Source organism: Leeuwenhoekiella parthenopeia, from assembly GCF_020782115.1.
Taxonomy (GTDB): Bacteria; Bacteroidota; Bacteroidia; order Flavobacteriales; family Flavobacteriaceae; genus Leeuwenhoekiella; species Leeuwenhoekiella parthenopeia.
Genome location: NZ_JAJGMW010000029.1, coordinates 1 through 13,047, shown reverse-complemented (window position 1 = coordinate 13,047; position 13,047 = coordinate 1). Strand labels below are relative to the sequence as shown.

At 41.0% G+C, this 13,047-nt stretch carries 11 protein-coding genes, 2 tRNA genes and 1 rRNA gene; 7 read left to right on the top strand and 7 right to left on the bottom strand.

Annotated elements, in window-relative coordinates; translation table 11 throughout:
- Positions 1-9 precede the first annotated feature (9 nt).
- On the top strand, positions 10-693 hold the full coding sequence (locus tag LLW17_RS16790) for a potassium channel family protein (RefSeq protein WP_228231448.1): 684 nt from the start codon (positions 10-12) through the stop codon (positions 691-693).
- Between the two features lie 264 nt (positions 694-957).
- Here the strand turns inward: LLW17_RS16790 and LLW17_RS16785 are convergent, their stop codons facing one another.
- The 4 genes from LLW17_RS16785 to LLW17_RS16770 form a co-directional block, all read right to left on the bottom strand.
- Positions 958-2,157, bottom strand: coding sequence for a site-specific integrase (locus tag LLW17_RS16785; RefSeq protein WP_228231447.1), 1,200 nt, complete (start codon positions 2,155-2,157; stop codon positions 958-960).
- Between the two features lie 242 nt (positions 2,158-2,399).
- Positions 2,400-2,474 (bottom strand) — tRNA-Pro (locus tag LLW17_RS16780).
- Between the two features lie 87 nt (positions 2,475-2,561).
- A tRNA-Ser gene (locus LLW17_RS16775) sits at positions 2,562-2,645 on the bottom strand.
- Positions 2,646-2,785: 140 nt separating this feature from the next.
- Complete coding sequence (locus tag LLW17_RS16770) at positions 2,786-4,831, bottom strand: HD family phosphohydrolase (protein ID WP_228231446.1); 2,046 nt, start codon at positions 4,829-4,831, stop codon at positions 2,786-2,788.
- Between the two features lie 254 nt (positions 4,832-5,085).
- On the opposite strand from LLW17_RS16770, the gene LLW17_RS16765 reads away from it, so the two are divergent.
- Both LLW17_RS16765 and LLW17_RS16760 read left to right on the top strand, forming a co-directional pair.
- Positions 5,086-6,261 (top strand): acetyl-CoA C-acyltransferase, encoded by a 1,176-nt coding sequence (locus tag LLW17_RS16765; protein ID WP_228231445.1) that lies wholly within the window; start codon positions 5,086-5,088, stop codon positions 6,259-6,261.
- A gap of 169 nt (positions 6,262-6,430) precedes the next feature.
- A complete protein-coding gene (locus LLW17_RS16760) occupies positions 6,431-7,180 on the top strand; it encodes a C40 family peptidase (protein ID WP_228231444.1) in 750 nt (249 codons plus the stop codon).
- Positions 7,181-7,313: 133 nt separating this feature from the next.
- On the opposite strand, the gene LLW17_RS16755 is transcribed toward LLW17_RS16760, so the two are convergent.
- A complete protein-coding gene (locus LLW17_RS16755) occupies positions 7,314-8,474 on the bottom strand; it encodes a THUMP domain-containing class I SAM-dependent RNA methyltransferase (RefSeq protein WP_228231443.1) in 1,161 nt (386 codons plus the stop codon).
- 75 nt (positions 8,475-8,549) lie between these two features.
- On the opposite strand from LLW17_RS16755, the gene LLW17_RS16750 reads away from it, so the two are divergent.
- Entirely contained in the window at positions 8,550-9,218 is a 669-nt protein-coding gene (locus LLW17_RS16750; protein ID WP_228231442.1) for a ZIP family metal transporter, read from the top strand.
- Position 9,219: 1 nt separating this feature from the next.
- A complete protein-coding gene (locus LLW17_RS16745; protein ID WP_228231441.1) occupies positions 9,220-9,648 on the top strand; it encodes a DUF4268 domain-containing protein in 429 nt (142 codons plus the stop codon).
- Here the strand turns inward: LLW17_RS16745 and trhA are convergent.
- Positions 9,645-10,280, bottom strand: coding sequence for a PAQR family membrane homeostasis protein TrhA (trhA, locus tag LLW17_RS16740; RefSeq protein WP_228231440.1), 636 nt, complete (start codon positions 10,278-10,280; stop codon positions 9,645-9,647). The genes LLW17_RS16745 and trhA overlap by 4 nt on opposite strands.
- 177 nt (positions 10,281-10,457) lie before the next feature.
- On the opposite strand from trhA, the gene LLW17_RS16735 reads away from it, so the two are divergent.
- Both LLW17_RS16735 and LLW17_RS16730 read left to right on the top strand, forming a co-directional pair.
- Positions 10,458-11,264 carry a 3-keto-disaccharide hydrolase gene (locus tag LLW17_RS16735; protein WP_228231439.1) on the top strand — a complete coding sequence of 269 codons (807 nt, stop codon included), beginning with the start codon at positions 10,458-10,460 and terminating at the stop codon, positions 11,262-11,264.
- Positions 11,264-12,736: a Gfo/Idh/MocA family protein gene (locus tag LLW17_RS16730; RefSeq protein WP_228231438.1), complete on the top strand. Its 1,473-nt coding sequence runs from the start codon at positions 11,264-11,266 to the stop codon at positions 12,734-12,736. The genes LLW17_RS16735 and LLW17_RS16730 overlap by 1 nt, the downstream gene beginning before the upstream one ends.
- A 239-nt stretch (positions 12,737-12,975) precedes the next feature.
- On the opposite strand, the gene rrf is transcribed toward LLW17_RS16730, so the two are convergent.
- Positions 12,976-13,047: ribosomal RNA gene (gene rrf / locus LLW17_RS19080) — 5S ribosomal RNA — on the bottom strand; the annotation flags it as partial.

Below are 13,047 nucleotides of genomic sequence, written 5' to 3'. Positions count from 1 at the left end.
ACTACGATTATGCACATTATTATAGTAGGTTCAGGAAGAACCGGAAAACACATCATTCAGGCTGCAATTCAAGACCGGCAGGATGTCTATGTGATTGAAAAAGATAAGGAAGTAGCAAACTGGGTAGCCACAAATTTTGATTGTGTGGTTATACACGGTGATGCAACTCACGTTGAAATACTCAAAGAGGCTAAAGCAGAACAGGCTGATGCCATTATTGTGACCACTCATGATGATGCTGTAAATGCTCTGGTCATTTTACTCGCAAAAGATCTGGGGATATCCCGTTTAGTAAGTTCTGTCAATAATGATGATCTGCTTCCTGTTTTTGAGCAGTTGGGCATAGATACGGTGGAAAGTCCGCACCGGCTAAATGGCAGGTATTTGTACCGTGCGGTACAGGGGCCTAATGTTAAAGAATTCCTGGATCTGGGTGATGGTTTTGAGCTTCTAGAGATCATTGTAGAGCATCAATCTGCAATCGCAAATAAACAAATCAGGGAATTGAGTAAAGAACGCATTCTTCCGGCAGACACCCTTATCAACCTGATTAAACGCAATAATCAGATCATCATTCCGGAAGGAGAGACACGCATATTTGTCAATGATATCGTAGTGGTTTTATCCCGAAAAAATCAAATTAGCTCAATTTCAAAGGCCTTTGGTAGTTCAAAAGATCCGCTTGAAATTTAAGAACCTAAATAACTTATTATTATTTGGTAAGGCTAATTAATTTCAAATTCATTGAAACCTTTTCATAATTAAATATCCGTTAACCGCCTAATCTTTAATTTGAGCATTGAATCAAACGGAAGACAAAATTTTGAAGTGGAAAGGAAACGGAATAAAAAAGGGCGGCGTAGCAACCTGGCTTTATGCCGTCCCTTTTCCGTAAAAATTTTGCGAGTTTAACTTTCGGGAATATTGATTGATTAGATCCCACTAAAACAACAAAGCCTATAACTTCGTTCTTAATATGTCGATATCACTAGATATTTTAGCATCTATGACTCGGGCATAAATTTGTGTGGTGGATATTTTATGATGACCTAAAAGTTTTGATACAGTTTCTATAGGAACACCATTTGCCAGAGTAACTGTCGTTGCGAATGTATGCCGCGCAGCGTGAAAACTTAGTTTCTTGCGTATTTTACAAATTGGTGTTAATTCCTTTAGATATTTATTGGTTTTCTGATTAGAAAAAACAGGGAGTAATTTGTCAGAATTAATTGTGCGAGGATCAATCTCATATTGCTTCAATACTCTTTCTGCCTCCTTTAAAAGAGGGATTCTTACAGCTGTATCTGTTTTAATCCTTTTGGTAAATATCCACTTTTTACCGTCGACACCAATTTGCACATTATCCGTTTTGAGGGCTTTCACATCTGCATATGCTAATCCGGTATAACAAGCAAAAATAAATACATCTCTGGTAGTACTGTAGGTATTATTGCTGAATTGAAATTCCTTGAGTCTCTTTAGTTCATTTTGATTTAAATAAACCATGTCAACTTTATCAAACCTTAATTTGAAACGTGAAGTAGGGTTTTTCTCAATCCAATCTAAGTTAACGGCCAGACCCATAATCTTTTTAAATCGCTCCATATGTTTCATCACTCCGTTATTATTAAGGGAGCTTTTATTTCGCAAAAATGTTTCGAAGCCTATGGTAAACTCGTAATTGATGTGCTTAAGATAAATGTCTGGCACTTTTAGACCAATTTTTAAGAATTCCTTTAAATACTGCTCAGTAGTACTGTAGTTCTTAAGTGTCCCAGGTTTTAGTACTCTTTTCATATTAGTACTATGGTAAGCAAGTATTGTTAGTAACGTCTTATGCTTTTCGTCACTTCCAAGAAATCTATTTTTAATGGTATCTGCTGTAATGAAACTTTCTTCATTAAGGAGCTCGTCGTAACAGTCGTAAAGTTTGGAGCGAACTCGTTCAATCTTTCGATTGATCTGAATAGCTTCTATACCTGATCCTTGCACTTTAGACTGAGATTGATTCCATTTATCTGTGACTAATTCCCGCTTTAAACTTATTTCTTTAGACTTACCATTCACGGTAAGCCGTACATAAAGTAAAGCTTTAGATGGGGACTTTTTTGTTTTCCTTATGAAAAACGAAATGGAGAATGTTTTGTTTGTACGCATCGCATCATACTGTTTAGTTAAACAATTAGTGAACACGAAAGACAAACTATTAACCCGAGGTTAATTCTATATGAATTTACAAAATATGAGCTCACGATCAACTCACGATTAGCACACTAAACTCACGATTAACTCACGTTTAAAATGATGCTAAATGATTCAATTTGATACAAAAAAAAGGGTAACTATATGATTTACATATAATTACCCTTTTGAATAACATAATTTAATATGTTAAAAAGTCGGGGTGGCAGGATTCGAACCTGCGACCTCCTGCTCCCAAAGCAGGCGCGATAACCGGGCTACGCTACACCCCGATTGATTTCAATCTGTATTGTAATTTATCTCGAGCTTGTCAAGAAACTACACTTCAATTGAATTTCGGTTATCTTTTCAATTTGTTGCGGAGAGACAGGGACTCGAACCCTGGCGACGGTTACCCGTCGACAGATTAGCAATCTGCTCCGTTACCACTCCGGCACCTCTCCTAAGAACTAGCGTCTCTGTCTCAAAACGCGGGTGCAAATATATATTTAAACTTTTGATCAACCAAAGCTTTTCAGGCTATTTTGATAAGAAATTTTAATTTTTACTCTAACTGATTGATTCTAAGAATTCCGCCAAAAAACTATTCCGGGTATTCAATCCGCAAATGGTAAATATTATTGAGCTTTAGTTTTAAAACCTTCTTGATCGTCTGTATTTCTTTAAACGTAATGTTTGCATTTAAAAACTGATTTTCGTCCATCTGCTTATTGATAATTTTCTCTACAAACGAGTCAATGAGCACCGAAGTTGGGTTTTTAAGACTCTTACTGGCCGCCTCCACGCTATCAGACATCATCAGTATCGCAGTCTCTTTACTAAACGGCAATGGCCCCGGATACCTAAAGTCTTCTACATTCACTTCCCCGTCCTGCTCCTGAGCTTTTTTGTAGAAGTAATAAACCGTACTCGTCCCGTGATGCGTTCGTATAAAGTCTATGACGCGATCAGGCAGGTTGTTTTTACGGGCAATTTCGATTCCATTTAAAACGTGATCAATGATGATACGGGCGCTTTCATCGGGCGATAAGTCTTCGTGTGTATTGATCCCGGTTGACTGGTTTTCGGTAAAATCTGTAGGGTTGACCATTTTACCGATATCGTGGTACAGAGCTCCTACCCGCACCAACATAGAATTCGCTCCTATTTCATTCGCCGCCGCTTCCGCCAGATTGGCTACATTCAAACTGTGGTGAAAGGTTCCCGGTGCTTTGTTTGCCAACTCTTTCAGCAATTTGGAATTCGTATCGGTAAGCTCAAGCAATGACAGATCACTTACCAGACCAAAAATCTTTTCGTAGGCATAGATCAAAGGCTGCACAAACAAGGTTGCGAGTCCGGTAATGATAAACATACTGAAGGTTTCCCACTCCAGATTGTCTATCGTGCCTTCATGAATGATGTGAAAGGCAAAATAACCCAGAATATAAATAAACGTGATTTGCCCAACAGATATAAATAGATTGGCGCGCTTATACAGCTCAGAAACCGTAAGAATGGTTACAATACCCGCAATCACCTGCAAAAACATATACTCGGAAGTATTGGGTACAATAAACCCCAGAAGTAATATGGCAATGACGTGTGTAAACAAGCCCAGGCGCGCATCAAAAAAGGCTTTAATAACCAGAGGCAAAATACAAAGCGGCACTACGTACACATAATTTGCATCATACTTAACGATGAGCGTGGTAAACAACACCATAAGGATGATGTTGAAAAAGATAAAGGTTACTTTGGTATTGTTTTCAAAAACCTGCTCCCGGTAGTTACGAATGAATAACAACAACATCGTAAGTGCCACCGAAACTAAAAGCACATAACCAAACACCACCCAGTTGTATTTACTGGCTGTCCAGGTTTGCGATTCGTATTCCGCCTGAAGGGATTTTAGAATCTGATAGGTTTTCTGCTCAACGATCTCACCTTTGGCTACAATACGACTGCCTTTATTTACCACTCCCTTGGTGGGTGCTATTTTGCTTAATTCGGCATTCAGTTCTTTTGTGGTGAGTTTTTCGTCGTAAAACACATTAGGCTGTACAATGTCGTAAAACAGTTCCTTAAAACGGTTCACGGCCTGCACATAAGGTCCGTTTACCAGGCGTCTGTTTATTAATGTGGTAATCTCATCGGTCGTATTGAGGTTTTCAATAGAGGTTTCTTCAACCTCATTACCGCGTCTCAGGTAAATCTTACGGCCATCTTCAAACGCGCTAATATCACTTATCACACCGTATTTGTAGATATCATCCAGTATTTGAAGGCCGAAAGTCTTGAGTTCTTTTTGGCGATTTTTAAAAATCGAATCGGTAAAGACCGAAGCAAACTGATTTTCATAAGCCGCTTTGGCTTCATTGGCTATATCCTGATCATAATTGAAATACGGAATAATGTTATCGCGGGCTTCTGCCCGCTCCACTTCAAGCTGCTCGTCGCTCTTTAAAATAGCAAAATCTACCGGCGCATAAAGGTTATCGTACTGCCAGGGTTTATTCTGTTGAAAATCAAACTGAAACTTTCCGCTTTTGGGAAACAGGTATACAATGAGAATGGTGCTTGCAATACACAGCAGCACCTTGTAAATAGAACCTTGATTTTTGTAAAAACGGTTTAATAGGTCACTCATAAAAAGATTCTGGGAACAGGCAAATTAGTGTAATTAGGTCAGATATATTCAGAATACAACAAATTATGATTTCGGTAGAATTAAATGTTCTTAAAAAAACCAACTTATAACCTGATGCCCTGATCAATAGCTTCGCACCTCGTAAAAATACTAAATAATGCGCTTTCACCTAAAGACTAAAGCCTTGCTAAAATATAACGTTTTCGTACGGTATTCTTTAAATTTGCAGAACACATAAACCAAGATACACTATTATGCAAAAGGTAATTGTAATTGTCTCTGCGGTACGCACGCCTATTGGCAGTTTTTTAGGGAGCTTATCTTCACTTACAGCTGTTCAACTGGGCACTGCCGCTATTAAAGGGGCTTTAGATAAAATAAATCTCGATCCCAAACTGGTTAACGAAGTCTTTATGGGCAATGTCGTTCAGGCCGGGGTGGGACAGGCTCCTGCACGACAGGCTGCTTTGGGGGCAGGAATCCCCGATACAGTGCCCTGTACCACGGTAAATAAAGTCTGTGCTTCGGGTATGAAAGCAGTTATGCTTGCCGCACAATCTGTTGCGCTGGGCGATAATGAGATTGTCATCGCTGGCGGAATGGAAAGCATGAGCCAGATTCCGCATTACGTGCACATGCGTAACGGAACTAAATTTGGCCCTGCCACACTGGTTGACGGGATGCAGAAAGACGGTTTGGTAGACGCCTATGACGGCAATGCTATGGGCGTTTGTGCCGATTTGTGCGCCAAAGAATATGAGTTTTCCAGAGAAGATCAGGATGCTTTTGCAATTGAAAGCTATAAGCGTTCTGCCGCTGCCTGGGAAGCCGGAAAGTTTGACGACGAGGTTATTCCTGTTGAAGTACCTCAAAGACGTGGGGAGCCTCTTGTCGTTAAAGAAGACGAAGAGTTCAAAAACGTGCATATGGATAAGATTGCAAGCCTGCGTCCCGCATTTTCTAAAGACGGCACCGTAACTGCTGCCAATGCATCTACCATCAACGACGGTGCAGGGGCTGTTATCGTGATGAGCAAAGCGAAAGCAGACGAACTGGGTCTGGAAGTGCTTTGCACCATTAAAAGTTATGCAGATGCGGCAACAGAACCTAAATGGTTTACCACCGCTCCTTCTAAAGCTTTACCTAAAGCACTTGATAAAGCCGGAATCAATCAGGATGAAGTCGATTATTTCGAATTTAACGAGGCCTTCTCGGTTGTGGGTCTTGCCAATATGAAAATTCTAGGCCTTGATGCTTCAAAAGTGAATGTAAATGGGGGCGCTGTATCGCTGGGGCATCCTTTAGGATGTAGCGGTGTGCGTATTTTAATAACACTTATCAACGTCTTAAAACAGAATAATGCTAAGCTGGGAGCTGCCGCGATTTGCAATGGTGGCGGCGGTGCTTCGGCAATGGTGATTAGCAGATAAATTCAGCTTACAGGGCAAATGTTAATAATCTATTTGGTACAGAAAAATCATTTGAATTACTTTTACTCACGAAGTGAACTTTGGTTAAAAGGAAGCTCCGATTTTTTTGTTCAATGAAATGCTTCGCTATATAATGCAGAAGTTGTTTACCAAAATTTGAATCAGCCTGATGAATTATGGCATTTGCCCTTTAAGTATTGTACCTATGCGTCTGGAACCTTCAGATGCCGGCGAAATGGTAAATCAGGTGCTTTATGGAGAACACTTTAAAGTGCTCGAAATCCGTAAAAAATGGAGCCGCATTCGCTTAGCTCACGATAAGTATGAGGGCTGGATAGACAACAAGCAGTATAAAGAAATTACCGAAGAAAACTACTTTGCAGCAGATGAGCGCACGCCGGTTTTAGCTACCGATTTGCTACAGATGGCTACTTCTTCAGACAATCACGTATTGAGCATTCCGCTTGGTGCACAACTGGCCAATCTGGATCTTACCGGGGATCAGTATGAAGGCAATACCATTTCTGAAAAAAGAGACAAAAGTGCTTTTGTGAATACGGCACTTCTGTATTTAAAAAGTCCATATCTGTGGGGTGGCCGAACGCCTTTTGGCATCGACTGCAGTGGTTTTACGCAAATGGTCTACCGCCTTAACGGGCATGCTCTATTTCGCGATGCTTCGCAACAGGCCGCTCAGGGCGAACCCTTAAGTTTTATTGAAGAATGTGAACCGGGTGATCTGGCCTTTTTTGATAATGATGAGGGCCGTATCGTGCACGTGGGGATCATGCTACAGGACAATCACATCATTCACGCACACGGTGAAGTGCGTATCGACCGCATTGACCATACAGGCATCTATAATGCCGAACGTCGCACCCATACGCATAAACTTCGGGTGATTAAAAAGGTGGTATAGGTTATTGGGTTATTTAAAAGTAATTCTACTTCTTTCGGAGTTCAGTGCTAAAACCAGTTAACTGTTAATAGTTAATTGGGCATTTGTATTAAATACTCTATTCGGAAAACTCATAATTCTGCATTAAAAAACGCTACTCCTGCTGATATTTCGCCTTCTTAGAACCCGCGTAGATATCGTATTTTACCAGGCGCGACTCCAGCGAACCGTTGTACAACTTAATTTTTCGGGAAGTGCGCAGGCCTACGTGCTTTAAGGACTCCAGATTGGAAGTGATAAACCAGGCTTCGGTATCCTTATAATTTTGCTTTAGGGTATCTCCTATATTTTTGTAGAATGCTTCCATCTCTACTGGAATCCGTTCGCCGTATGGCGGATTAAAAACCATATGCAAATGACGCTCCTTCTCCTTTTCGGTCTTGAAAAAATCGGCCTGTTCGAGCGTAATGAATTCATTCAACCCCGCATTATTGATGTTTTCCTTCGCTTTTTCAATAACTGAAGGATCCAAATCGTAGCCTTTTATAGTAAAATGAAACTCCCGTACCTTTTTGAGCGCCGAGGCTTCTATAACATCAAACAGATCAGGATCCCAATCATGCCAGTTTTCAAAACCAAATTGTCTTCGGTTTAAATTAGGCGGAATATTACAGGCGATCATCGCGGCCTCGATGAGCATTGTTCCACTACCACACATCGGGTCCATAAAATCGCTGTGCCCTTTCCAGCCGGCGAGCATCAAACAGCCCGCTGCCAGTACTTCATTTATAGGCGCAATATTGGTAGACAAACGATAGCCGCGCTGATGTAAAGACACACCACTGCTGTCCAGAGAAAGTGTACAGCGGTTCTCCCGAATGTGTACGTCTATACTTAAGTCCGGGAATTTTAAATCTACATCAGGCCGGTCGCCCGTTTGCTCTCTAAATTGATCAACCACCGCATCTTTGGCCTTTTGAGCCACAAAAAGCGAATGGGTGAACTGCTCGCCGCTGATGGTTGCATTTACCGCAAACGTATCGTTTACGCGCATATACTGGCTCCAGTCGATACTTTTAACAGCTGCATAAAGTGCGTTTTCATCTTTGATCACAAAAGATTTAAGTGGCTTTAAAATCTTAATCGCGGTTCTGCAGCATAAATTAGCCTTGTACATAAAGCCTTTATCCCCTGTAAAACTTACGCTTCGGGTGCCTATCGTTATATCGCCGGCGCCCAATTCACGAAGTTCCTGGGCTAATAATTCTTCAAAACCAAACAAGGTTTTGGCCAGCATTTTAAAGTTGCCTTCCATCCTAAAAATTTAGATTGCAAAAATAGGTTAATTTTACCGGCTTAGTACGACTAACGACGCCTAGCCATTTAGAATATGATTTTTAGTTTACCTGTAGCCGCCGTTCTGGTAGGATTTTTTATTGCTTATTTTTTAAAACCAGCAATCAACAATGCCGTAAAATTATTGCTCTCCTTTAGCGGTGCTTTTTTATTATCGATAACCATTTTTGAATTTTTACCCGATTTATATGCTTTCGGTTCAAAAAATACCGGTCTGTTTATTATGGGCGGATTGCTGCTGCAAATTTTACTCGAATTCCTTTCCCGCGGTGCGGAACACGGGCACTTACACCTGGATAACGAAAGACGTCAAATTCCGTGGTTGCTCCTTATAAGTTTATGCATACATTCAGCTTTTGAAGGCTTTCCTCTTGCCGAAAATAAAGATCTTGTTTACGGGATCGTCATTCATAAAATCCCCATTGCAATCATCATCAGCTCCTTTCTACTGGTCTCAAACATCAGCCGCATTCAGGTATTGGTATTCCTCCTGATCTTTGCCTTAATGACTCCGTTAGGCAGTTTTCTGGGACAGTTGGATATTTGGTCACCCGTGATAAAAAGCAACATCAACGCGCTGGTAGTGGGTATTCTACTGCACGTTTCAACCACGATTCTCTTTGAATCTTCAAAAAACCATCAGTTTAACGCGAGTAAATTTGGAGTAATCCTGTTGGGAATTGGTTTAGCTTACATCCTGTAATATGTTTAGCAAAGAAGAATCAAAACAAATACGTCAGGATTTCTGGATCTTTTTCGGAAAGCGCTATCCGCGAAAATGGTTGCTTTACGATACCAAGGTCAAGGAAATCAATCTCAAATTCAGTTTTGACAACCAAAAAGCTCAGGTTTCTTTCGATATTGAAACACACGACGAACTCATTCGGGAGTACTATTTTGAGAAATTTGAAAGCCTGAAAAATCTATTGAAAGCTGAAATCTCTGAAGATATCAGTTTAGAACAAAACTATTTGCGCAGCAGTGGCAAGATCATTTCAAGAATTTATGTGGAGAAAACCGGAGTAAATATTCACAACAAAACGCACTGGCCGGAAGTCTTTGACTTTTTCAACGAACACATGCAGAAGTTTGAATTGTTCTGGTACGAGTATCAGGATTTTATCACAGCCTAAATCACATCGGTCAGGATAAACAGGAAGTGACAAATACTGCCTCCCAATACAAAGAGGTGCCAGATAAAGTGATTGAAGGGAATTTTCCGAACCACATAAAAAACAATGCCCAGCGTATAAAACGCCCCGCCCAGCATTAAAAGCTGAATACCCTGCTCTGAAGAAACAGCGACCAGATTATCCCAATCCAGTACGATTAACCATCCCATCGCCAGATACAAAATCAGGGAAAGCGCTTCAAAACGCCCGGTAAAGAATAGCTTTAAAAGCGTTCCTACCGCTGCAATACCCCAGACCGTCCAGAAAATAATCCACCCGTTGCGGTCAGCTAAAGATATTAACGCTACCGGGGTATAGGTACCGGCGATTAAGAAATAAATACTGATGTGGTCTATTTTTCTAAAAATCTGTTTCCACGAAACGTGCGCAACCAGATGATAAACGGTAGATGCGATATAGAGAATAAGGACCGAAAAACCGTAAAACAGAATACTTAAGGTGCTGTAATCAGACTTGTAATGATCTTCAGTCAACAGCAAATAAATTCCAAAAATACCCATCAAAACTCCCATTCCGTGGGAAAAGGCATTCCAGAATTCTTCTTCTCTCCAATTAAGATTCAGGTGCTTCATAGGGGCAAGTTACTTAAATATACGCTCATGTTGACTTTATCTTACTTTGAGAAACAGCCTGAACAGGTAGTAGCCTTTTCAAGCCAAAACTTTCAAAAGTCTTCAGAATACCTATTCCTGTTTTTAGTATTTTTAGTCAGGCCCTAGAACTTAATCTTCCTTCAATTTCTATTTTTTATGATTCAGACCAAAAAACTATCCTTCTTCAAAGCATTTATTTTAAGCATTTTAGCAGTGAATACAATTTCCTGCAAAAACAAAACCGAACAAGCGGAAAAAGAAATGGCTTCTCAACGCACAGAACAGGATTGGACCTATCTTTTTGACGGGACTTCGCTCGAAGGCTGGCGGGGTTATGGTATAGATTCACTTCCGCCGGGCTGGACGGTCAAAGACAGCGTGCTTACGTTTGATACAGAATTGGGCCTTGAACAAAATTATAAAGGTGGAAAAGACATCATCTACGGGGCTGAAGAGTTTGACAATTTTGAACTGTATCTGGAATGGAAAATCCCGGAAGGCGGAAACAGCGGCATCTTTTACCATGTGAAAGAAGGCTATTCGGGTCCACCCGAAGTTGCTCCCGAATATCAGCTTATAGATGATGAGAATTATGCCAAAATACATGATCTCACGAGCTACAACTCCCAATTTGGAGCAGCACATCCCGAAGAATTACAGGACTGGCAGAGCACGGGAGCAGATTATGCGATGCATACTCCAGACCTGTCTAAAAAACAGCTCAATCCTGCCGGAGAATGGAATACCACCAAAATAGTCTTTACCCCCGAAAAAGTGGAACATTGGCTCAATGGTGAAAAAATTCTTGAATTTGTTCCCTGGTCTGAAGAATGGCAGCAAAAAAAACAATCGGGTAAGTGGGACAACGCGCCTGATTACGGCAAATTTAAAACCGGTTATATTGGGCTGCAGGATCATTCAAGCCCTATTTGGTTTAGAAATATTAAAATCAAAAGCTTATAATGGCAGCACAATACAATAAAAGAAGAGATTTCCTTAAGAAAAGTGGGGTTGGCGCTTTAGGGCTGATGACCTCCGGAATCGTTTTGGCAACCGAAAACCAATCTGTAACAAAAGTATCAGGATTAAATAAGGATACAGAAATCATTCGTACGGCGCACATAGGCGTTGGCGGTATGGGTGCTGAAGATTTAAAGGCTATGGCTTCGCATCCTCAGGTCGTTATAAAAGCCCTTTGTGATGTGGACGCGATCAATTTAGCTGTAGCACATAAAAATCATCCTCAAGCCCGAATATTCTTTGACTACCGCGCAATGCTCAAAGAGTTGGGAGACGAGATCGATGCCGTGGTTATTTCGGCTCCAGATCATATTCACGCACCGGCTGCGATACTCGCAATGCAAAACAACAAACCGGTTTACTGCCAAAAGCCCTTAACGCACTATGTATCAGAATCCCGTGAAATGCGGCAATTGGCGGCTGACAAAAATCTGGTGACCCAAATGGGTATTCAGGTGCATTCGTTTTACGATTACAAGTTAGCAACCCTTCTCATACAATCGGGCATTATAGGCAAAGTACACACCGTTCACGCCTGGTCTCCCAAAAACTGGGGCTATAACGGCCCCGAACCGGAAGGATCAGATCCTATCCCCCCGCAGCTAGACTGGAATCTGTGGTTAGGCACAGCACAGGAGAGACCTTACAAAGAAGGCTTTTATCATCCGGCAAACTGGAGAAAACTGATTGATTATGGCTGCGCGACACTGGGAGATATGGGAGTGCATATTTTTGACACACCATACAATGCATTGGCATTAGGCGTTCCTCAAACTATAAAAAATGACTGCCGCCCTCCTAATGATTTCGGCTATCCGGAACAGAATACGGTAACTTATGAGTTTCCGGGTACCAAATACACGACAGAAAGTTTAAAATGGATCTGGTATGATGGTCCGGGCGCACCTTTACTAAATGAAGATTTAATCCTTCCTGACTCGACAAATACAAAGTCCAATTCATCAAAAAATGAAAGTCTAAAAGATAAAACCTCCTTAGATGCCAGTATTGCTGAAAAAGGGCAGCTTCCCGAACAGGGAGCCATGTTTGTGGGTGAAAAGGGAAGACTACTTCTACCCCACTTTATGCAACTACCTCTTAAAATTGTAAAAGGAAAATATGTTGATATCAGTAAGGAAATCAAAACAATTTCTGAAAAACACCATTTAGGAACACCGGTACGCGACTATGAAGCCGAAAGTCCAAAGCATTATCACGAATTTATTGATGCCTGTTTAGGTAAAGGTGAAACTTCTGCACCCTTTGATTATGCTGCACGTTTAACCGAAACTATACTATTAGGCGTCATAGCAGGTCGTTTTCCCAATCAAACCCTGCATTGGGATGCTGAAAAGGCGCGTTTTAAAGAAGAAGAGGTAAATAGTTATTTAATGGGAACATACCGAAATTTTTAAATGTATCCTTCTTACATTCTTCTTAATAAAGAATAGTTTTTTCAGGGCGTTCCCTTCGGGTCGGGTCTTTCGTTTCAATCTTTTAAACACCTGTTGTGTTTAAAAGGATTTCAACTACAACCCCTAACGCGGGTTTCATTCAAAGTTGAAGGTTTAAAATTCAAGGTCTGAACTCTAGTCTAACATCTGAGTTTAGTGCATAAAAAAAGTCCGCATCATAAACTGATGCGGACTTTAAAACAAGGCGGCGACCTACTCTCCCACGAGATGCAGTACCATCGGCGCTAACGGGCTTAACTACTCTGTTCGGA